This is a genomic window from Bacillus tuaregi, from assembly GCF_900104575.1.
GTDB classification, from domain to species: Bacteria; Bacillota; Bacilli; order Bacillales; family Cytobacillaceae; genus Bacillus_BD; species Bacillus_BD tuaregi.
In genome coordinates, this window is the sequence record NZ_LT629731.1 from 3990060 (window position 1) to 4011556 (window position 21497).

Annotated in this window: 20 protein-coding genes (1 of these 20 only partly in view); 5 read left to right on the forward strand and 15 right to left on the reverse strand. The window is 38.8% G+C overall.

All coding sequences use genetic code 11. The features are described 5' to 3' along the window. Window positions 1–112: 112 nt before the first annotated feature. The 3 genes from xylB to BQ5321_RS21535 all read right to left on the reverse strand — a co-directional run bounded on the left by xylB (window position 113) and on the right by BQ5321_RS21535 (window position 4165). Window positions 113–1612: a xylulokinase gene (gene xylB / locus BQ5321_RS21525; protein ID WP_071396414.1), complete on the reverse strand. Its 1500-nt coding sequence runs from the start codon at window positions 1610–1612 to the stop codon at window positions 113–115. Window positions 1613–1677: 65 nt separating this feature from the next. After that, window positions 1678–3000 (reverse strand): xylose isomerase, encoded by a 1323-nt coding sequence (xylA, locus tag BQ5321_RS21530; protein ID WP_071396415.1) that lies wholly within the window; start codon window positions 2998–3000, stop codon window positions 1678–1680. Window positions 3001–3187: 187 nt separating this feature from the next. Then, window positions 3188–4165: a Gfo/Idh/MocA family protein gene (locus BQ5321_RS21535; RefSeq protein ID WP_071396416.1), complete on the reverse strand. Its 978-nt coding sequence runs from the start codon at window positions 4163–4165 to the stop codon at window positions 3188–3190. Between the two features lie 141 nt (window positions 4166–4306). Between BQ5321_RS21535 and BQ5321_RS21540 the strand changes: the two genes are divergently transcribed. Continuing rightward, window positions 4307–5467 (forward strand): ROK family protein, encoded by a 1161-nt coding sequence (locus tag BQ5321_RS21540; RefSeq protein WP_084786887.1) that lies wholly within the window; start codon window positions 4307–4309, stop codon window positions 5465–5467. A 55-nt stretch (window positions 5468–5522) separates the two neighbouring features. Here BQ5321_RS21540 and BQ5321_RS21545 read toward each other — a convergent pair whose 3' ends face one another. Beyond that, window positions 5523–7445, reverse strand: coding sequence for a right-handed parallel beta-helix repeat-containing protein (locus tag BQ5321_RS21545; protein ID WP_071396417.1), 1923 nt, complete (start codon window positions 7443–7445; stop codon window positions 5523–5525). A 128-nt stretch (window positions 7446–7573) separates the two neighbouring features. On the opposite strand from BQ5321_RS21545, the gene BQ5321_RS21550 reads away from it, so the two are divergent. Then, complete coding sequence (locus BQ5321_RS21550) at window positions 7574–8356, forward strand: helix-turn-helix domain-containing protein (RefSeq protein ID WP_071396418.1); 783 nt, start codon at window positions 7574–7576, stop codon at window positions 8354–8356. A 91-nt stretch (window positions 8357–8447) separates the two neighbouring features. Here BQ5321_RS21550 and BQ5321_RS21555 read toward each other — a convergent pair whose 3' ends face one another. The 4 genes from BQ5321_RS21555 to groES all read right to left on the reverse strand — a co-directional run bounded on the left by BQ5321_RS21555 (window position 8448) and on the right by groES (window position 12506). After that, a complete protein-coding gene (locus BQ5321_RS21555) occupies window positions 8448–9149 on the reverse strand; it encodes an ABC transporter ATP-binding protein (protein ID WP_071396419.1) in 702 nt (233 codons plus the stop codon). After that, a complete protein-coding gene (locus BQ5321_RS21560; RefSeq protein ID WP_071396420.1) occupies window positions 9149–10270 on the reverse strand; it encodes an ABC transporter permease in 1122 nt (373 codons plus the stop codon). Before BQ5321_RS21560 ends, BQ5321_RS21555 begins: the two co-directional genes overlap by 1 nt. A gap of 229 nt (window positions 10271–10499) precedes the next feature. Next, the gene (groL, locus tag BQ5321_RS21565; protein WP_071396421.1) at window positions 10500–12134 is read right to left on the reverse strand and encodes a chaperonin GroEL; all 1635 of its coding nucleotides are present in this window, start codon (window positions 12132–12134) and stop codon (window positions 10500–10502) included. 87 nt (window positions 12135–12221) lie between these two features. After that, the gene (groES, locus tag BQ5321_RS21570) at window positions 12222–12506 is read right to left on the reverse strand and encodes a co-chaperone GroES (RefSeq protein ID WP_071396422.1); all 285 of its coding nucleotides are present in this window, start codon (window positions 12504–12506) and stop codon (window positions 12222–12224) included. A 322-nt stretch (window positions 12507–12828) separates the two neighbouring features. Here groES and BQ5321_RS21575 point away from each other — a divergent pair, with 322 nt between their 5' ends. Both BQ5321_RS21575 and BQ5321_RS21580 read left to right on the forward strand, forming a co-directional pair. Beyond that, on the forward strand, window positions 12829–13515 hold the full coding sequence (locus tag BQ5321_RS21575) for a CPBP family intramembrane glutamic endopeptidase (protein ID WP_071396423.1): 687 nt from the start codon (window positions 12829–12831) through the stop codon (window positions 13513–13515). 25 nt (window positions 13516–13540) lie between these two features. Beyond that, window positions 13541–13747 carry a YdiK family protein gene (locus tag BQ5321_RS21580; protein WP_071396424.1) on the forward strand — a complete coding sequence of 69 codons (207 nt, stop codon included), beginning with the start codon at window positions 13541–13543 and terminating at the stop codon, window positions 13745–13747. 19 nt (window positions 13748–13766) lie between these two features. Here BQ5321_RS21580 and BQ5321_RS21585 read toward each other — a convergent pair whose 3' ends face one another. After that, window positions 13767–14426, reverse strand: coding sequence for a redox-sensing transcriptional repressor Rex (locus tag BQ5321_RS21585; protein WP_071396425.1), 660 nt, complete (start codon window positions 14424–14426; stop codon window positions 13767–13769). Between the two features lie 89 nt (window positions 14427–14515). After that, a complete protein-coding gene (moaC, locus tag BQ5321_RS21590; protein ID WP_071396426.1) occupies window positions 14516–14998 on the reverse strand; it encodes a cyclic pyranopterin monophosphate synthase MoaC in 483 nt (160 codons plus the stop codon). Between the two features lie 195 nt (window positions 14999–15193). On the opposite strand from moaC, the gene BQ5321_RS21595 reads away from it, so the two are divergent. Then, window positions 15194–17116, forward strand: a complete 1923-nt coding sequence (locus BQ5321_RS21595) for an ABC-F family ATP-binding cassette domain-containing protein (protein WP_071396427.1) — start codon at window positions 15194–15196, stop codon at window positions 17114–17116. Window positions 17117–17431: 315 nt separating this feature from the next. On the opposite strand, the gene tsaD is transcribed toward BQ5321_RS21595, so the two are convergent. The 5 genes from tsaD to BQ5321_RS21620 all read right to left on the reverse strand — a co-directional run. Beyond that, a complete protein-coding gene (gene tsaD / locus BQ5321_RS21600) occupies window positions 17432–18469 on the reverse strand; it encodes a tRNA (adenosine(37)-N6)-threonylcarbamoyltransferase complex transferase subunit TsaD (RefSeq protein ID WP_071397018.1) in 1038 nt (345 codons plus the stop codon). After that, window positions 18466–18915, reverse strand: a complete 450-nt coding sequence (gene rimI, locus BQ5321_RS21605) for a ribosomal protein S18-alanine N-acetyltransferase (RefSeq protein WP_071396428.1) — start codon at window positions 18913–18915, stop codon at window positions 18466–18468. Before rimI ends, tsaD begins: the two co-directional genes overlap by 4 nt. A 12-nt stretch (window positions 18916–18927) precedes the next feature. Next, on the reverse strand, window positions 18928–19641 hold the full coding sequence (tsaB, locus tag BQ5321_RS21610; protein ID WP_071396429.1) for a tRNA (adenosine(37)-N6)-threonylcarbamoyltransferase complex dimerization subunit type 1 TsaB: 714 nt from the start codon (window positions 19639–19641) through the stop codon (window positions 18928–18930). Continuing rightward, a complete protein-coding gene (gene tsaE, locus BQ5321_RS21615; RefSeq protein WP_071396430.1) occupies window positions 19638–20093 on the reverse strand; it encodes a tRNA (adenosine(37)-N6)-threonylcarbamoyltransferase complex ATPase subunit type 1 TsaE in 456 nt (151 codons plus the stop codon). The genes tsaB and tsaE overlap by 4 nt, the downstream gene beginning before the upstream one ends. A 194-nt stretch (window positions 20094–20287) precedes the next feature. Beyond that, window positions 20288–21497, reverse strand: the 3' portion of a protein-coding gene (locus BQ5321_RS21620) for a DUF4153 domain-containing protein (protein WP_084786888.1). It continues 572 nt past the right edge of the window; 1210 of the gene's 1782 nt are visible here — the last part of the coding sequence; the start codon falls outside the window, past its right edge; its stop codon occupies window positions 20288–20290.

Here is a 21497-nt window from a genome sequence, read left to right on the forward strand (position 1 = left end):
ATGAAAATAGGGTGAATGAAAAGAAAGCCCCACGGAGGTGGGGTTTTTTTGATATTTAGCTCATCAAAACTCTAAGCTTTTCTGGACATCTTTGTGGCTGATCATTTGATCATTACTTTCTAAACTCTCTCAGCTGCTCATTCAAAGTTTGGGTTTGAGTGTACACCTGCTGATAAATGGAGAAAAGCTTCTTATAGTTTTCCACATTTTCCGGAACTGGATGATAGGTTTTTGAAGTTTGAATAAAGACTTCCGCACATTCTTTTAAGGAAGCAAACCAGCCACAGCCATAAGCCGCTAACATAGCTGCTCCCATTCCAGGACCTTGCTCGCTTGTCAGCTTTTCAATTTTTGCGTTAAAAATATCTGCCTGCATCTGCAGCCATGTTTCATTTTTAGCACCGCCACCGATGGAAATAATTGTATCAATTGTTTTTCCACTACTTCTGAAGATCTCTATCGATTCATGTAAGGAGAAGGTAATTCCTTCTAGTACAGCACGGGCAAAATGCTTCCGTTCGTGTGCCGCATCAATTCCGATAAAGCTTCCACGAATAGTTGAATCTGCATGTGGTGTTCTCTCTCCTACAATATAAGGAGTAAACAGCAAGCCGTTGCTGCCAGCTGGCACCTGGTCGACACCTTCTAAAAATTGCTCAAATGCTTCCTGTTTCGCAAATGTATCCTTAAACCAGCTTAAGCTGTAGCCTGCAGCCAAAGTCACACCCATTGTATAAAACGTATTTTCTTCTCCATGGTTAAAATAGTGAACCTTACCTTCAAAGTCAAGGTCACTTCTCTCCTCATAAGAAAGGACAACACCAGATGTTCCAATACTGCATAAGGTCTTTCCTTCTGATAAAATTCCTGAACCAATGGCACCGCAGGCATTATCCGCACCGCCTGCAAACACCTTTGTAGCTTCTGATAATCCCGTAACTTGGGCAAATTCTGCACTCACGGTACCAACAAAGTCATGAGATTCTACTAATGGTGGGCAAAACTCAGGAGAAAGATTAAAATGAGTTAATATTTCTTGACTCCATTCTCGCTTAGCTACATTTAACAATAACGTCCCTGCAGCATCACTGTATTCCATATGAACATTTCCGGTAATGCGATAACGCAAATAATCCTTTGGAAGCATAAATACGCTTGCACGTTCAAAAATTTCAGGCTCATTCTCTTGTACCCATAGAATTTTCGGTAATGTAAACCCTTCCAAAGCAGGGTTCTTTGTGATTTCCAAAAGCTGCTGTTTTCCAACAACCTCATAGATTTTTTCACATTGCTTTGTTGTTCTTGTATCGTTCCATAAAATAGAATTTCTTAAAACCTGGTTTTCTGCATCTAATAAAACAAGCCCATGCATTTGTCCGGAGAAACTAATGCCCTCGATGTCATTTACATCTCCATCAAATTGCTCGATTAATTCAGCCAGCCCTGCAGTGGTTTTTTCAACCCACTCCTCCGGGTTTTGTTCGCTATATCCAGATTTTTCAATAATAAGCGGATAAGATTTTGAGGTTTCTTTATAAACCTCTCCCTTTTGATTGACAAGCAATATCTTTACCGCACTTGTACCGAGATCAACACCAATTACGTATTTCATAAAGTATCATCCCTTTCTATAAAAATGTGCTGGAGCAAAATACTTCCAGCACATTTTCATGATTCTTATTTAGAAATTGTTTCTAGTAGATATTGATTAATTAAGGCCTTTAAGCGCTCTGTTTTACCTGATTTATTCTTAATCTCAGTTAGTCCAAGAGCATATGCTTCTAGTTCACGGAAGTTTGTTCTACCTTCCACAATATCTAACCCGATTCCATTTGTATAACTGCTATAACGATCTTCTACAAAACTATCAAGCACTTTGTCTTCAATTAGTTTGTTTGCCACTTTTAGTCCTACAGCAAATGCATCCATACCAGCAATATGTGCTTCGAAAAGATCTTCTGGCTCAAATGATCCTCTTCTTACTTTTGCATCAAAGTTTAAGCCACCTTTACCTAAACCGCCATTTTTCAAGATTTCATACATTGCTAATGTGTTTGAATATAAGTCTGTTGGGAATTCATCTGTATCCCAGCCAAGAAGTGTGTCACCTTGGTTTGCATCAACAGATCCAAGCATTCCGTTGATACGTGCAACATGTAGCTCATGCTCAAATGTATGACCTGCAAGTGTAGCGTGGTTAGCTTCGATATTAAACTTGAAGTAATCTGTTAAATCATATTTTTGTAAGAAGGCAATTCCAGTAGCCACATCGAAATCATATTGATGCTTTGTAGGTTCTTTTGGTTTTGGCTCGATTAGGAATGGAACGTTTAGACCAATTTCCTTTGCATAGTCAACTGCCATATGGAAGAAACGCGCTAGGTTGTCCTGCTCTAGCTTCATATCTGTATTTAGTAGTGTTTCATAGCCTTCACGGCCGCCCCAGAATACATAGTTTTCTGCGCCTAGTTCTTTTGCTACTTCCAAGCCTTTTTTAACTTTTGCAGCAGAATAAGCGAAAACATCTGCATTCGGTGAAGTCGCTGCACCATGAGTATATCTTGGATTTGAGAACATATTAGCTGTGTTCCAAAGTAATTTTGTTTTACTTGTCTTCATGTAATCCTTGATCATGGATACAATCACGTCTAGATTTTCATTTGTTTCCTTTAGTGTGCTTCCTTCTGGAGCGATATCCACATCATGGAAAGCAAAGAAAGGTGCATTTAATTTTTCAAAAAGTTCAAATGCTGCTTCAACGCGTGCTTTTGCAAGGTCTAAGCCTTGAAGATGATTCCATGGACGGATAGCCGTACCTACACCAAATGGATCAGAACCATCAGCATTAAATGTATGCCAGTATGCTACTGAGAAGCGAAGAAGTTCTTCCATTGATTTTCCATTAATTTTTTCTTCTGGATTATAATATTTAAAAGCTAGAGGATTAGTAGATGAAGCGCCTTCATATTTAATTTTGTTAACTGATTCGAAATAAGCCATGTCGTTACTCCTCCTAGAAGTATTATGATTCATTCATTTTTTTATATGCTTATAAAGGGTTAAAAGATTGTTATCTGACCCTCGATAATCAGATTATAGCACCGGCCACTTAGTTTGTCTACTCAATAAACTAAGAGATTATAAATGTTCTTAAGTCTGTCACAATTCTTAAGCAGTCACTTCACTACTATAATGAAACAACCCGCTTTTCTTCTATTGAACGATAACAAGCATCAATTACGCGCATATTTTGCAGAGTTTTTATTCCTGAATAGGAAGGTTCTGAATCCTCTAAAATGACTTTGGAAAAATGTTCGATTTGCACCTTATATGAATCACCAGCTATCCTCTCAGTCCGGTCCCCTATACGAATAACAGCATCTTGCTCCATCACATCAGGCCGATAGGCGTACGGTACAGTGAGCCTGTCTTTTGTCCCAACAATTTCATATTCATTTCTAAATGCCATGTCAAAACTAGAATCAAACACACATCTGATACCATTTTCCAACTCCATATGAACAATCGCTGCAAGATCAATATTAGTTTGAGGGTCAATTTCCGCAAAGGCCTTAATAGTGACAGGTTCAGATTCTAATAGATACCGAATGGAATGAATACAATAACAGCCGATATCATAAATACTACCTCCACCCATCTCCTTTTTCATGCGGATATTTGATTGTCTATCTTCAAGAAAATAAGAAAAGCCTGCCCGCATAAATTTAATCTCACCAAGTTCACCCGAGGCCAAGATTTCACGAACACGTTCATGTTGAGGATGGAATTGATACATAAAGGCTTCCATAAATTTCACATTTTCCTTACGACAATATTCAATCATTTCTTCTGCTTCCTCAGCTGTTAATGCAGCAGGTTTCTCAACAAGGACATGCTTGCCAGCCTTTGCTGCTTCAATCACCCAATTCTTATGTAAATGATTTGGAAGCGGTATGTAAACGGCATCAATTTCTGGATTTGCTAACAGCTTTTCATAGGAATCATAGGCAAACGGTACCGTGAGGTTCTCTGCAATTTCTTTGGCTTTGCTACCTCTGCTGGCAATACCAACTAGCTCTGCATTCTCTGATCGTAATATGGCAGGAATGACCTGTGTTTGGGCAATCTCTGCTGTACTGATAACACCCCAACGAACTCTCTTCAATTTAGATCGTTCCTTTCTTGTTTAAATACGTATAAGTTAACCTATTCATGGTTCATTATAGCACTATGGAAAAAGTTTGTATATCCAATAAACTAAGTTTGTGGTAAAATAAAAGTACTACGTAATAAGGAGATTTTATAAGTGGAAACGATAACATGGAACCAACAAGTTGTGAAAAAAAATAATAAAGCACTTGTGCTACAAATCATTATGGAAAAGGACTCCATTTCTAGAGCAGATATCGCTCAAGTGTCTGGTTTACACAAGGCCACCGTTTCTTCACTTGTAAATGAATTACTAGAGGAAGAGCTTATTTTTGAATCAGGTCCAGGTGAATCTAGCGGCGGACGTCGTCCTGTTATCCTTCACTTCAATAAAGATGCTGGATACGCAATCGGTGTTGATATTGGGGTCAATTATGTCCTATGTATTTTGACCGATTTATTGGGAAATATCCTGATTGAAAAGAATCAAACAGTCCATCAAACCCCTTATACGACAACCATAAGCATTGTTCAACAAATGATAATGTCTATCATGGAGGAGATGCCGCAGAGTAGATATGGCGTAATAGGGATAGGTGTAGGCGTGCCGGGAATGGTCAACAAAGAAGGTACTATTATCCTTGCTCCAAATTTAGGCTGGAAAAATGTTCAGCTAAAGGAGAAGCTTGAAGCTTTATTTCACGTACCGGTCACAGTTGAAAACGAGGCGAATGCAGGAGCTGTTGGTGAACAAAGGTTTGGCGCAGGTCAGGATTATATGGATATCATTTATATCAGTGCCGGAATTGGGATTGGTGCAGGGATTATAGTTAATAAGGAACTATATCAAGGTAAAAATGGATTTTCCGGAGAAATGGGACATATGATTATTGATATGAACGGAAAACGTTGTAATTGCGGAAGCAGAGGATGTTGGGAAGCGTACGCCTCTGAGCATGCTTTACTTGAGATGGCAGACCCAAACATTGATTCTCTTGAGACATTAATCGAACAAGCTGAAAAGGGAGACCAAATTGCCCAAAACCTGTTTAAAAAAATCGGTAATTACCTTGGATATGGAATTAATAACATTATAAATACCTTTAATCCTGACCAGGTCATCATTGGGAATCGTTTGGCATTAGCGAAGGAATGGATTGAAGGACCTATTCAAACGACCATTGAACACCATACACTTGGATATCATCAAAAGGAAATGGATTTAGAATTCTCTAAATTGAATAAGTATTCAACAGCACTAGGTGTTTCAGCCTTTGTCGTTGATCGCTTTATTAAAGAAGAAGCAAAACCCTCATAGATTTTCTATGAGGGTTTTTGCGGCTCATTATTTGATCAATTGGTTTGACACCTAATTATCCCCAAACCTTTATCTTATTTTTTCCTGCTTTTAATATTTCAATTGGGCCGATTACACTCTTTTCTTTCCGTTGCTCTCCTAAAAGGTCAGTATTTAGAACAACTTCGCTTCCATCTGGACTTTCAAACTCTGCATCTACAATGCGGACTCTTTCTAAGGTATTCGTAGATTGAATCTCCCCAAGGAATGTCTCGAAATCTTCAGGGAGCTCAAGAGAAAGATATACTTCATTTCCATCCTCTATTATTTTCAGATTCGGATTAAAGTGGCTACCTTCCATCTTCTCCTTTTCTCTTTCAAAAGACTCCGCACCCTTGAAGTATGCATTATGGTTAATATAAACTGGCTGTTCTACTTGATTAAACGCTTCATGATCACCTTCCACTTGATGGACGGTTTCAATATATTCTTCGAGAGAACCAGGGTATCCGTTATAATGGGCAGTACCAACCTTTTCTAAATTCTCATCACCGATAAATATATTATTTAAAAAGCGGTCATCTCCACCATAAGTAACAGCGAACCCTGCTACCTCCGTGCTATGTGGCACATGATAGGGTGTTGCGCGATCAAGCATTTTCCGATGAACCATTTTCCCACGGATTAAATTATTTACGTAGGCTCCACCCTGAGCATGATTATCCAAAGCATAGTCTGCTGTTAAAATGTTATGATCCACGAGATAAGGACCACTGCTCACTTCCACAAATAAGTCACGACTGTTTCGGTAATACAGATTTTTGCTGACTCTTGTTCCTTGTGTCTGCCAATCTAACCATGTTCCTAAGGAGCAGTCATGGATCCGATTATGATGTATTTGCACATCAATAGCTGCATGTAGCTTGATACCAGCAATCTCATGTCCGTAAAACTCGCGCTTTATAGCTATATTATAAATATGATTATGATAGATTTCGCTAAATACACAGCCTAAATGCCCTACAATACCATTTTGGCCACAGTCATAGATGATATTGTTTCTAATAATATGTGAACCGATTTTTTCCTTGCTCCACCCAGCTTGTTTGGCGAGAAAAACGGATTCTAACTGATATTGATAGCCGGGCTTATCTTTTCTTTTTGTACGATAATTATCTCCTGTTGATGCTTCTTTTCCTATACTAATCGCACTACACTTGGAGTCATGAATCACATTGTCCTCAATAATCCAGCCTTTACTCCAGTGAGGCCCAATTAACCCAGGCTGATCTGCCGTTGGAGGAGTCCACGGAGTTGCTGCATGGCACATTTCAAAGCCTCTCACCGTAATAAAATTGATGCCATTTTGATCCGGATAAAAGCAAGCTTTTCGTACATTAATTTCTACTAATTCATCATTAGGATTGAATTCATGAAAATTAGCGTAAATGGTTGTATTTTTTTCATCCACTTCGGAAAACCAAAGATATTTCGTTTGCTCTGGGTTAAGAACTGGGACAATCGTTTCTGTCCAGTGATCTAACACTTCCTTTTTCACTACAGGGTTCTGTATTTTCTCCAGGTTTTCAGCTTCATAAAAGGACATACCATTTAGATAGACATCGCCCAGGTGTCTTCCTGGATTATACACAACCCAATCCCCAAAAATTTCTTCCACGTACGGGTTATAGTCGCCAAAAAAGCTATTGGGTAATACTGATTTCCAGACAGTTCCCTCTACTTGTTCCCACTCTTGAATCTGCTCGGAACCTTTAATTACTACCTTCTCGCCATTGGCAGCTTGATAGGTAATTCTTCTATATTCACTTAATCCTGCATTCTTCGGCTTAACCCACTCGCGATAGATTCCCTCATGGACAATAATCGTATCACCTGCTACTGCAACAGAGGCAGCCTTATTTATAGTTAAGAATGGATTTTGTACTGTTCCCTGTGCATCATCTGAACCATTTTTTGCTACATGATATTCAAAAGCCATTATCCTTCCTCCTATATATCTCCAACATACGTACATTATAGTTGGAAAAAACATCATACTTCTATTCAAAAAATAGTATAATTTAAGACAATATTAGTGTTTATACCTATTTTAAGGGGGAGCAGCCTGTGGCTTTTTTTGAACATCATGGAGTTGAAGAGAAAGACGCCTTTCACACTTCTTCACTATGTAATTTTAACTTTCCGCTTCATTTTCACCATGCTTACGAATTGATTATTGTAAATGAAGGAAAATTGTTCGTAACGATTGATCAAAAAGAGTATATGCTGCATAAAAATGACGTCGCCTTTGTTTTTAATAACCAGATGCATGAATTTAAAACCTTGAATCATTCCGATATATCTATCGTCATTTTTTCACCAGAAATAATCGGGCACTTTTTTAATAATTATAAGGGATACGTACCTGAGAATAACATCATTCACCTCAACAAGGCTCCCAACTTAACTGGATTAGATTCTATTTATCAGCAAAAAAGCTTCCTTTATCATATTTGTGCGATCTTGGTTGAGAATACGGAATTTATTCCAGTTGCATACTCATCAAAAACAAAAGTACTACATAAAATTCTGCTTTATGTTGATAAGAATTATAGTGAGGATTGCACCTTAAAAGTAATCGCTAAGCAGCTTCAATATGATTATGCCTATTTATCAAAGCTATTTGTTCACATGACCAATATGACCTTTACCGACTATCTTAATCATTATCGAACTTCCCAGGCCTGTTATCTATTGAAAAACAGTGAACAGTCGATTAGCGAGATAGCCATTCATTGTGGGTATAATAATCTCAGGTCGTTCAACCGTAATTTCAAGAGAATTACGAACTATTCACCTAGAAGATATAGAGAGGATACTCGAGACAAACCTACCACTATTAAAAATTAATTCAAAAGAAAAAGGCCTTCTATCAGTCAAGTAAACTGATGAAAGGCCTTTTTATTATTATCATTAAGAGAATCAAACTTTGATAGAATGATTAGTTTGTTACTTGTAAGCTATCAGATTTTTCTAGTGTAAGTACACCGTCTGCCATGCGATACACCTTGTCACAATAGGAAAGCATCCGCTCATCATGGGTTACCATGACAGCTGCTTTATTACGCTCTTTAACTTCTTTAGAGATAAGCTGTACCACTTCAAAGGCACGATTTGAATCCAAGCTTGCTGTTGGTTCGTCCGCAAGAATAATATCAGGATTGTTAATAAAAGCACGCGCAATCGCAACCCGCTGGCGTTCTCCACCGGATAATTGTTTAGGTAGCTTTTTGAATTTGCCGCCAAGACCCAACTCTTGCAGAAGCTGCTTAGCATTATCCTTTTGCTTTGCAGTTAATCTACCAGCCATCTTACTTACCAATTCTATTTGCTCCAATACATTTAAATAAGGAATTAAGTTTGAGGTTTGCAAAATAAATCCGACTTTATTTAAGCGAAAATCTGATAATGCCTTTTCAGCCATCGAGGATAGGTTCGTTCCATTCACAAGCACTTCACCTGATGTGGCCTGTAATAAAGCACCCGCAATTGTCAGAAGCGTACTTTTACCGGAGCCTGAGGGTCCGATGATAGCGACAAACTCACCAGGTTTTACATCCATCGAGACACTATTTAGGGCAGTCACAGTTGTTTCGCCTTCTTTATATTGCTTTGTCACATTAATAAGCTGTAAGCCTTCCATTATTCAACCCTCCCAAGCGCCGTTAATGGATCCACTTTCGAAATACGACGAACACAGACAAGTGATCCTAGCACACTGACAATAAGCAGTGCGATTGCATAAATCATTACCATTCCAAAGTTTAAGCTAAACGGCATACCTTCTGGGAATATAAGGGCCGTCAAATAGGTTAATATAATTCCAATGATTATACTAGTAAGTGAGATAACAAATACCTGTGCAATTATGGAGCGTGCTACAAAATGATTCGATGCACCAATAGCTTTCATGACACCGAATTGCTGAGTTTTTTGAATCGTTAATACATAGAAGAAGACGCCGATGACAACAGCTGAAATAACAATCAGAAAGGCAAGCATCATATAAATGGTACCCATTTCTGCTTTATAGCCCGGCATACCTAATAGTGCTTGAGACTTTGTTACCGTTTCTATCCCTTCCATTTTACCATCGATTGCTGCCGGATCCATTTCTTCTCCTTGTAAGGCAATGGCATTCACGACATTTGGCAAGCCATTATCAGAGCCCGGTGCAGCATAGCTATAGGATCTCCATTGTTCAACCGTACTGAATATGGACGGTAGGTGGTTAAAGGATTCCCCCTTCACAAAGCCTATGATCTTCAATGTAATGAGAGAGCCGTCGACAACGATCTCATCACCGAGCTTATAGCCTTCATTCTTTAATTTCTCATCTGCTATGACGCCATTCTCTACATCTGGGTCAAGTTGGACTCCTTCGATGACAGCTGGTTCGATAAATGAACCTGGCTCAATTCCTAAGATAACAGCGTCTGTTTTTTCCTCAGAATTATCCGTTTCTCCCTTTGAAATGGCCACTGTAGCTTGACCAAATAAAGCTGCATCGTCTACTCCATCCGCAGCAAGCAAGTCCTCCTTTATGTCACCGGAAATACTTGATTTCATAAAAGAAGCACCTGCTCCTTTTTCATATACCACATAATCTGTATCCATATTTTTCATCGATGCCGCACTAATCGTTCCCAGTCCATTCCCGAGACCGGAAAGAATGAAGACAAGCCATGCAATAAGGACAATAATGGCCCCTATCATCGTAAAACGAAGCTTTGAATTTTTTATTTCCTTTAAGGCTAAGTACATATCTAATCCCTTCCTCTATATAGTCAAAGTGACAGAAATGTCACTTTGCTCTTTAATTTCTTATTCGAAAATTATTATATACCAAGGTGACAGAAATGTCACTTATTCGACATAAAATAAACCTGTGACAAATCATACCAGTTTAATGAAAAAAACCACTTCCTATTTATAGAAAGTGGTTTTTTGATAGTGTTTTTTATAAATTACAGGCTGCTTTAGAGCCGGCAGATTACATCATGCCGCCCATTCCGCCCATTCCGCCCATGTCAGGCATTCCGCCGCCGTGACCTTCTGGCTCTGGCTTGTCAGCAACTACTGCTTCTGTTGTTAAGAACATCGCAGCAACGCTTCCTGCGTTTTGAAGTGCAGAGCGAGTAACTTTAGTTGGGTCAACGATACCAGCGTCAACCATGTTTACCCATTCGCCAGTAGCAGCGTTGAAACCAACACCTACTTGCTCATGCTTTAAGCGCTCAACGATAACAGAGCCTTCAAGTCCTGCGTTGTGAGCGATTTGACGTACTGGCTCTTCAATCGCACGTAATACGATGTTAATACCAGTTTGCTCGTCGCCATCTGCTTGAATAGAAGCTACTTTATTGTAGATATTGACTAATGCAGTACCACCACCGGCTACGATACCTTCTTCAACAGCAGCGCGAGTAGAGTTTAATGCATCTTCAATACGTAATTTACGCTCTTTTAATTCTGTTTCAGTAGCAGCACCAACTTTGATTACCGCTACACCGCCAGCTAATTTAGCTAGACGCTCTTGTAGCTTTTCACGGTCAAAATCAGAAGTCGTTTCTTCTAATTGAGTACGAATTTGGTTCACACGGCCAGCGATTTGTGCGCTGTCCCCTGCGCCTTCAACAATTGTAGTTGTTTCTTTTGTTACGACAACCTTCACCGCACGACCTAATTGATCGATTTGGGCAGATTTAAGATCAAGTCCAAGATCTTCTGTAATTACTTGACCGCCAGTTAGGATAGCGATATCTTCAAGCATAGCTTTACGACGATCACCGAAGCCAGGAGCTTTAACAGCTACTGCATTGAATGTTCCACGAAGCTTGTTAAGAACGATTGTTGCAAGTGCTTCGCCTTCAACATCTTCAGCAATCAATAATAATGGCTTGCCTTGTTGTACAACCTGCTCAAGAACAGGAAGGATTTCTTGAATGCTAGTGATCTTTTTATCTGTGATTAAGATATATGGATTGTCAAGAACAGCTTCCATCTTATCCGAGTTTGTTACCATGTATGGTGAAGCATATCCGCGGTCAAATTGCATACCTTCAACTACATCTAGCTCAGTTGAGAATCCTTTTGACTCTTCAATTGTGATAACACCATCGTTACCAACGCGTTCCATTGCTTCTGCAATTAATTGACCTACTTCTTCGTCAGCAGAAGAAATCGCAGCAACCTGTGCAATAGACTCTTTTCCTTCGATTGGTTTTGAGATCGCTTTTAATTCTTCTAGAGCTGTTTGAATTGCTTTATCCATACCTTTGCGGATTCCCATTGGGTTCGCTCCGGCAGTTACGTTTTTAAGCCCTTCACGAATCATCGCTTGAGCAAGAACTGTTGCAGTCGTAGTACCGTCACCAGCAATATCATTTGTTTTGCTTGCTACTTCTGCTACTAATTTCGCACCCATGTTTTCAAATGCGTCTTCAAGCTCGATTTCTTTTGCAATGGTTACACCATCATTTGTAATTAGAGGTGAACCGAATTTTTTCTCAAGAACCACGTTACGTCCTTTTGGTCCAAGAGTTACTTTAACTGCATTTGCAAGAGCATCAACCCCACGCAGCATTCCACGGCGGGCTTCTTCGCTGAACTTAATTTCTTTTGCCATTATGAATTACCTCCTTAATATTGTCCATACTATGAAAAAAAATCAAATCTATAGGGCGTCAGCCTAGCTGGCGCCTGAAAATCATTATTATCCAATTACAGCAAGGATATCATTTTCACGAACGATTAAATAATCTGTACCTTCATATTTCACTTCAGTACCAGCGTATTTTGAGAAGATAATGCGATCGCCAACAGATACTTCAAGAGCGACACGCTCACCATTTTCAAGAACGCGACCAGTACCTACAGCGACTACCTTACCTTCCTGTGGTTTTTCCTTTGCAGTGTCCGGTAACACGATACCGCTTGCAGTTTTTTCCTCTGATGCAACAGGTTCAATGATAATGCGATCACCTAGTGGCTTTAACAATTGAAACAACCTCCTCAAATAATATGTCAATTTTTGTTTTTATTTATTAGCACTCATCTCTATCGAGTGCTAACACATCTATAATATTAATAAATTTGATTTCCTTTTGCAAGTCACAACATGTAAATTTTTATTAAAAAGTTTAACAGTTCGGTAAATGATAAAATAACTAAACGGCTCACAAATATTATTTATCGCCATGTTTACTTAAGCTTATACCATGTGAAATATTAGGTGTTATAATTTGAGGGTTTTAGAGGATTACTGATAAAATGAAATAGATATGCTTTATACAGGATATATGTTAAAGGAGAACTTCACTTTGAAGAAAGAATATTGGTTTATTTTGATTGCATATACATTCATGCACCTTTCCGGGATTTTAGGGGTACCTCTTGTCACTTATTTTGGTAGTTTATTAGGAAAGAGCCCTCAGGAAATGGCGGAACTATCTGTTTCCTTATGGATAATGATTAGCTTTTCTGTTACTCTCATCATCATTCTTTTTCTCCTACGAAGGGAATGGACAAACCCTGTTCGCAATGAAAGGGCTTTGTCACCTCGAGACTCCATGTATTGGGCCGTTGGAGGAATTTTTTTGGCCTTCTTTGCCCAAATTACAGCAGCAAATATTGAATATTTGCTTGGTATTGAAATAGGATCAGATAACACAGAGCAAATCGTTAATCTCATTAAGACAGCTCCTATGGTCATCCTTGTCACTTCCATTATTGGACCCATTCTAGAAGAAATTGTGTTCCGTAAAATTCTATTCGGGGCTCTTTACACCCGATTGAATTTCTTTCTAGCCGGTCTTATCAGTTCACTTATTTTTGCCTTTGCACATGGGGAGCCAGAACACGTACTCCTATACTCAGCAATGGGCTTTACGTTTGCTTTTTTGTATGTCAAAACAAAACGGATACTGGTCCCGATTTTCGCTCATGTATCAATGAATACCATTGTCGTGATTATGCAGCTATATCCGGATTTGTTCCAACCATTATAAATCTTAATTCATGGAGGATTATGCTTTGAGACAATCACCGCTTTTTTCGGGTATCATTTATATATTTCTTGGTACATTATTTACCTTCTTCGCGATTCAAAATATTAACGAGGATGGCGGCTGGGGATTTTTCACCATCTTGCTTATTATCCTTGCCACCTTTGACTTTGGTTCAGGAATTCGAATGATTCTGTTTCACTTTCAGCTAAAAAAGCAGCAGACAAAAAAATGACCCTATAAGGGCCATTTTTTTATTCATCTGTTGCTTCTTCTTCTATTGAATAGTGCTTTAAGAAGTATACAAGTGATTGAAGCTCTACTGCTAGATCTATATGGTGTACGCGTACATGTGCAGGCACTGTTAAACGAGCAGGTGTAAAGTTTAATATTCCCCTTATATTAGCCTTCAACAGCCGGTCTGTCACAAATTGGGCTACCGGTGCCGGAATGGTTAGTATGGCAACCTCAATTCCCTGTTCCTCTATAACCTTTTCAAGATTATCCATATGATAGACAGGTACATTCCCAATCTTATGGTCGACTTTATCTGCCTGTACGTCAAAAGCGACTGCAATTTTGGTGTTATTATTTTTTAAGAAATTATAATTTAAAAAGGCCGTTCCAAGATTTCCGACTCCAATTAAAGCCACCTTTGTCAGTTCATCCTGGTCCAAAGTTTTACGGAAAAAGGATAGCAAATACTGAACATTATATCCATAACCTTTTTTACCCAATGCACCAAAATAAGAAAAATCTCTCCGGATTGTTGCTGAATCTACCTTCACTGCTTCACTAAGCTCAGCTGAAGATACTCTTTGTTTTCCAGACGCGTGTAAATTTGTTAAAAATCGATAATATAAAGGCAATCTCTTTGCTGTTGCTTGCGGTATCTTGGTCGTTTCATTTGCCATTCGAATCCCCCTTTTCCCTTCCTTATTCCTTTTTCACTTTGTGTACGGGCCATTAATGACTAAACACCTGTCTGTAAACACTTTCATTTTTACATCCTTTTAAAGTCCCCGTTTTTGCCACCTGTTTTCTCTACTAAATATGTCTCTCCTATCACCATTCCTTTATCGATTGCTTTACACATATCATAGACTGTTAAAGCGCACACAGACGCGGCAGTGAGGGCTTCCATTTCTACTCCAGTGCTCCCTTTCGTTTTAACAAAAACTTTAATAAACAATTCATAATCTTCATTCTTTGATTCCCATGAAAATGAGATATCAACACCAGTTAATGAAAGCGGATGACACATGGGAATAATATCCGATGTCTTTTTTGCTGCCATTATTCCTGCAACCTGGGCAACCGCTAAAACGTCTCCCTTTTTCATTTGGTTATTCGTTATTTTATCATATATTTCCTGACTCACAATAATACTTGATATTGCAGCCGCAGTTCGAAAGGACTCAGCTTTCTCACTGACATCTACCATCTTTGCTCTGCCTTGCTCATTAAAATGAGTAAACTCAGCCATATAAAAACCCCTCTTTATAAATGATACACTATTTTATAGGTATTTGTCTTTACTTTGTATTCTCCTTCACAAATAGTGTTTCCTATTTTAATAAAATATACAATTACTATTGAATCTATCTATAACCGCTCAATTCCCTATGTATTGCTGTCAACCTCTTTATCGGTTAATCTAGTAGTATAGAGGTGAACAATCATGATTTTATTACAAATCAATCAATTATGTAAATACTATGGAGCAGATATTATTTTATCAAATATAAAATTAGAGGTACAAACGCGAGACCGCATCGCTTTAGTTGGAAGAAACGGTGCAGGAAAATCTACCTTATTAAAAATAATCGCTGGGCATCTATCCTATGACTCAGGCGATATTATTAAGCCAAAAGAAGTGAAAATTGGCTACCTTGCTCAGGATACAGGTCTTGAATCAAATGTATCTATTTGGGAGGAAATGCTATCCGTTTTTGCTGATCTAAGACAGCAGGAACAAAAGCTGCGAAGCTTGGAAAATCAAATGTCTGACCCAGCCACTCTTCAAAATGAGGCCAGTTACGAAAAGGTACTAAAGGAATATGATGTCCTGCAGGTGGAATTTAAGGAAAAAGGTGGCTATCAGTATGAAGCTGACATTCGCTCTGTACTGCATGGACTGAATTTTCAATCCTTTGATTATCATACTAAAATTTCATCCTTAAGCGGCGGGCAAAAGACACGTCTAGCACTTGGTAAATTACTGCTATCAAAGCCCGAGATACTAATTCTCGATGAGCCGACAAACCACCTTGATATTGATACATTATCCTGGCTTGAACAATATCTACAGGGCTATGAAGGTGCTATCCTGATTGTATCCCATGACCGTTATTTCCTCGATAAGGTTGTGAATCAGGTCTATGAAATATCTCGGCAGCAAATCACTAAATATGTAGGAAACTATAGCTCTTACTTAGATAAAAAAGCTGAGAATTATGAACGGGAAATGAAGCAATATGAAAAACAGCAAGAGGAGGTCAATAAGCTGCAGGATTTTATCCAGCGTAATCTTGCCCGAGCCTCTACAACGAAACGGGCTCAGAGTCGACGTAAAAAGCTGGAAAGAATGGAGTTAATGGATCGTCCATTAGGAAATGAAAAATCAGCTTCCTTCTCCTTTGATATAGAAAAACAATCTGGAAATGAAGTTTTACAGGTTAGATCTCTGTCTATTGGTTATACCGAAGAAGCTGTCTCTCAGGATATAAATATACGTCTGACAAGAGGAGAAAGCATTGCCCTTGTCGGACCAAACGGGATTGGTAAATCAACATTATTAAAAACAATTATGAAAAAGCTCGAACCACAAGAAGGTGATATTCAATATGGTACAAATGTATCGATTGGTTACTATGATCAGGAACAAGCTGAACTCACCTCAAACAAAAAGGTACTCAATGAGCTTTGGGACGATTATCCTTTAAAAAGTGAAAAAGAAATCCGTACGATTCTCGGAAACTTTTTATTCTCAGGTGATGATGTATTAAAAATTGTATCTACCTTGAGCGGCGGTGAAAAGGCCCGTTTGGCACTTGCGAAGCTGATGATGCAGAAAGCAAACCTTTTAATATTAGACGAGCCGACCAACCATCTTGATTTAGATAGTAAAGAAATACTGGAAAATTCCCTAGTCGATTATCCGGGCACCATTCTATTCGTTTCCCACGACCGGTACTTTATCAACCGTATTGCTTCTAAAGTGGTTGAGCTTAGCAAATACGGCTCTACTGAGTATTTGGGTGATTATGATTATTATGTGGAAAAGAAACTTGAGCAGGAAGAGTTAAAGGAGCTGGAGGAACAAAAAAAGGAAGCCGGTCAACCGATAAAGCAGGAAAAGACGAGTTATCAACAGGACAAAGAAGCTAAGAAGCTGGAAAGACAGCGCCTTAGAAGAATTGAAGAGCTAGAAGGGATTATTGAAGAGCTCGAACAAAAAATTGAAGCAAATGAACAGCTTCTCTGTGATCCAGAAATATTTCAAGACCACGAAAAATCACTTCACATTCATGAGGAAGTAGAAAAACAGAAACAAGAGCTAGAACAGTTTGTGGAGGAATGGACCTTATTGGCGGATGAATAGTAATCATCCACAAAATAATAATGAGCTTGTTCATAACCTAGCCTTACAAAAAACGAAGCATCGTCAGCTATGCTTCGTTTTTCCACATTTTTAACCACAGCCCAATAGCCTTTATTACAACTTTCCACACACTTTTCCACATTATCCACAATTCTACCCCTGGTTTATCCACATTGTTAACAGTATCCACAGACTTATCCACATTTTAGGGAATTTTCAGACTTTTATCGTCTCTTTTCCAATCAACGATTGTGAATATCTACTTTTTTTACCAACAGACTACTACCTTATCAACAGAAAAAGACTCCTGACTAATCAGAAGTCTTTTCCTTCATTGTGGATAGTTATATCAAGACCTGGATTTGCATTTAATGCCAAGCCTGCCCGTTGCCCTTTTTCATACATTACACTTCCTGCCGCGGCAATCATAGCCGCATTATCTGTGCATAACTTTAACGGTGGAATAACCAGCTCAACCTCCGCTAATTCGTTAAAGGCTTCCGTCAACACAGCCCGTAAGCCTTTATTGGCTGCTACACCGCCGGCCAGTAATACTTGTTTTACTCCATATTCCTTTACTGCCTTCACTGTCTTAGTTACCAATACATCTATTACACTCGCCTGAAAGCTGGCTGCAAGATCCTCTGGCTTAATAGGTTCCCCACGCTGCTCTGCATTGTGGACAGTGTTAATAACTGCCGATTTCAGGCCACTAAAGCTAAAATCATAGGAGCCATCTTCTAGCCAGGCTCTCGGCAAATCAATGACTGCTTCCCCTTCGTGAGCAAGACGGTCGATTTGCGGTCCACCCGGATATGGTAGATGAAGCGTCCTAGCCACTTTATCATATGCCTCTCCTGCAGCATCATCTCTGGTCTCACCAATGACCTCAAAATGTCCATGCTCCTTCATATAGACTAGTTCCGTATGACCTCCCGAGACAACTAACGCTAACAATGGGAAGGTCATCTCCGTAACCAGACGGTTAGCATAGATATGACCGGCAATATGATGAACCGAAACAAGTGGAATCCCATGTGCAAATGCAACAGCCTTTGCTGCATTGACACCAATCAATAAAGCTCCAACTAGACCTGGTCCTTCAGTTACTGAAATCGCATCGATATCCTCATAGGATACATTTGCTTCCTTTAGAGCCTCCTCGAGTACAAGCGTGATTTGCTCAACATGATGGCGCGAGGCAATCTCCGGTACAACTCCACCAAAACGTTTATGGCTGTCAATTTGCGATGCCACAATATTAGTCACGATTTCTCTGCCATTTTTCACAATAGAAACTGCCGTCTCATCACAGCTAGTTTCAATCCCCATTACCAATAAATCCTTTTTCATAAGTTCACCCACATCACTAACGCATCCTCTTGATTATCTGTATAATAATTCTTACGAATGGCTCCCCCTTGAAAACCAAATTTCCGATAAAGGGATTGAGCAATCGTATTCGACACTCTCACTTCAAGGGTCATCGTTATGGCCCCGTGTTCCTTTGCTGCTTCTATCATCTTTCCCATTAAAGCTTCCCCTAGCTTCATTCCTCGATACTTAGGTAGAATGGCTATATTCGTTACATGTGCCTCGTCTACGACAATCCATACGCCGCAATAACCGACAATTCTATCATCAACTTCTATTACATGGTAATTAGCAAACTGATTTTGTGTTAGCTCATTGTAAAAAGCCTCTCTGCTCCAGGGAAGTGTAAACGATTGATGCTCAATCTCCATGATTTGGTCAATATCCTCAATATTCATCATGCGAAAAGAATATGTACTTTCCATTTTGACAACTTCCTATCCTTCTTCTATCTTCAATTCCTTTTGGGCTTCTAGCCATTTTGCCTCTGCTTCCGCTAATCGTATATAATTAGGAACAAAGGAATGTATGTCCTCTCCCGGTTTCTCATAACCTAATAATGCTAATTCAGACGGACGAGGATTGTGCTCTGTGATTTCTGCGAGGATGGCTTTTCCTCCCAATTCCTGCTCGAACACCTCACGATGGAGCGCTATATCCGATCCAATAAACAAAACCTTTTCATCCTGTTGTCCTAATTCAACTGCCCAATTTTTCGATAATACCAGCTGATCCTGTATTCGTGATACGAGCTTTCCATCTTGATACTGATAAAGACCTGTATAGATTTGTCCTCTTCTTGCATCAAATAGTGGAGAGATACAGCCATTAAAATAACGTCCTGCACCTGCAGCTAATACTTCTAGACTCGATACCCCAACGAGTGGAATCGAAAGGGTCCATGCCAGTGTTTTAGCGATTGTTACCCCGATTCGAACGCCTGTGTAGGAACCAGGTCCCTTTGCTACAACAATTTTATCTAAATCAGCTGGCTTCATTTCACAATCAATTAATAGCTTTTCGATGGCAGGCATCACCCGAATCGAGTGATTTTTTTTCATATTGGTAATGTACTCGCCAATTACCTGTTTTTCATCCATAAGTGCAATGCCTAATGCATAATTTGATGTATCAATTGCTAATACGTTCATGAAAAAATCTCCTTACATAAATGCTCATATCGCTCACCAACTGGTTTGATTACCAATCTTCGGGTATCATTTCCTTGATGATAGATATAAATATCCAAACGTTCATGTGGCAGCTGCTCTTCAATCAAATGAGCCCATTCTACAACCGTTACCCCATCTCCGCTGAAATACTCTTCAAAACCCAAATCCTCATAGGCGTCCTCCAAACGGTATACATCCATATGATATAAGGGCATGGTTCCATGATATTCTTTAATAATGGTAAAAGTAGGACTGTTCACGTTTCTTTTTATTCCTAAGCCAACCGCCAATCCTTTTGTAAACGCGGTCTTCCCAGCTCCTAAATCGCCCTCAAGCGTTATCACATCTCCTGGCTGTAGAAAAGAAGCAAGGCGTTTAGAAAAATCCTGTGTATCCTCTAATTTAGTTGAAATAACTTCATATTCATTCATATAATCACCCTACTGTTTACCTGTGTCCTCTACTCATTCGGGAACACAAGCAAACATTCCATTTATTCCTATTATCATTTAACAGTTTACATGATTTTACCCATAAGAGCAAAAGCATGTAATGGTATTCAGCATTAACAAAGATAAAGAAAAACAAACGAGAGAGTGCCTCGTTTGTTTAGGTTACACTGAAATTATTTTATTTTAATAAAGATAAATAATACGGCATTATTATATATTTCATGATCTTTTTGAATATTAATTTGCTGTACGACAAATGTCATTTTAGCCTTGTCGTTTTCCTCTGTGAAGGTTGCTTCATCAGGTGTTAAGGTATACTTACTTGATTGGTAGCCATAAAACCTTTTAAAAATTTCATTTGCATCTATACTTATTAATTCTTCACTATTTTCATCCAAAAGAATCATATTTACCTTGTCATGATTCTCTTCCGTAACAAGTGAATAGTCCTTCGCTTCCTTTACAAAAGCAGTAACCTTTTCATTATGGTCTTGTTCCATGTTCAGGTGGTAGTGTATAAACGTATCATACTCCGTGATATCTACTGTACCATTTTCTTGTAGAGAAAGGAAAATGTACATATCCTTGTTATCCCCAGGCTCATAATACTCATAAAAACCAAATGTAGGATAAAAATCATCATAATTGTAATCATTAGGCAACCATTCAATGTCCTTGTGATAGTTCATCATAACGAGGTAATTCATTGACTTAGTAATAGCTTCTTTATCCTGATCAGAAATGGATGCATTAGGCTTAACGCTATTGCCTTCAAGCATTTTATTCTTCCATAATACTTCTTCTAATATATTTGTCTGGCTATTGCGGCTAACCGTAAAGGCATCCACCGGCGGCACAATGGATACAAGCGCAAAAATAATTAATATCGGTGCAATAAGCCCATTTTTACGTACAGAAAGGAAGCTAATCAATACTCCAGTCACTGCCGCAAAAATACCGAATAATATCACATAATAGCGGGTATGCACAATTCCTGTGTCAGAAATGCTCATAATCGAAGCAGCAATCTGGAAAAACACAATAGGTACCAGTACTTTTGGAAAAATCCTCCTAAACCAGAATGTAAATTTATTTTCAATTTCACTTACAAGGATATAAACAATAATCACAGTAATGGAATAAGAAACAAGCATTGGCTCTAATAGATTATCTGTCCAAAATTCACCAGTTAGATTTCTGAGGATATAAGTAAGCAGGATAATCGTAAATACAGCAATGAGCGGGATAATAATATAGGATAAAAGCACAACTAAAAATTTCGGACAAGCAGCTGCATTCTCAATGCCTCTCTCCTGTTCATCAATATTCTCGTTTTGGTTTGCTGTAACGGGATAAACAGGAATTAGCGATAGAAAATACATT

Coding starts and splice junctions, on each gene's coding strand:
- tsaE (WP_071396430.1), bottom strand. CDS start 20,093: ATGAATGAATATGAAGTTATTTCAACTAAATTAGAGGATACACAGGAT.
- BQ5321_RS21560 (WP_071396420.1), bottom strand. CDS start 10,270: ATGTACTTAGCCTTAAAGGAAATAAAAAATTCAAAGCTTCGTTTTACG.
- rimI (WP_071396428.1), bottom strand. CDS start 18,915: ATGGAAAGTACATATTCTTTTCGCATGATGAATATTGAGGATATTGAC.
- xylB (WP_071396414.1), bottom strand. CDS start 1,612: ATGAAATACGTAATTGGTGTTGATCTCGGTACAAGTGCGGTAAAGATA.
- tsaB (WP_071396429.1), bottom strand. CDS start 19,641: ATGAACGTATTAGCAATTGATACATCAAATTATGCATTAGGCATTGCA.
- groL (WP_071396421.1), bottom strand. CDS start 12,134: ATGGCAAAAGAAATTAAGTTCAGCGAAGAAGCCCGCCGTGGAATGCTG.
- BQ5321_RS21545 (WP_071396417.1), bottom strand. CDS start 7,445: ATGGCTTTTGAATATCATGTAGCAAAAAATGGTTCAGATGATGCACAG.
- BQ5321_RS21555 (WP_071396419.1), bottom strand. CDS start 9,149: ATGGAAGGCTTACAGCTTATTAATGTGACAAAGCAATATAAAGAAGGC.
- BQ5321_RS21585 (WP_071396425.1), bottom strand. CDS start 14,426: ATGGCAAATGAAACGACCAAGATACCGCAAGCAACAGCAAAGAGATTG.
- tsaD (WP_071397018.1), bottom strand. CDS start 18,469: ATGAAAAAGGATTTATTGGTAATGGGGATTGAAACTAGCTGTGATGAG.
- BQ5321_RS21595 (WP_071396427.1), top strand. CDS start 15,194: ATGATTTTATTACAAATCAATCAATTATGTAAATACTATGGAGCAGAT.
- xylA (WP_071396415.1), bottom strand. CDS start 3,000: ATGGCTTATTTCGAATCAGTTAACAAAATTAAATATGAAGGCGCTTCA.
- moaC (WP_071396426.1), bottom strand. CDS start 14,998: ATGGCTGAGTTTACTCATTTTAATGAGCAAGGCAGAGCAAAGATGGTA.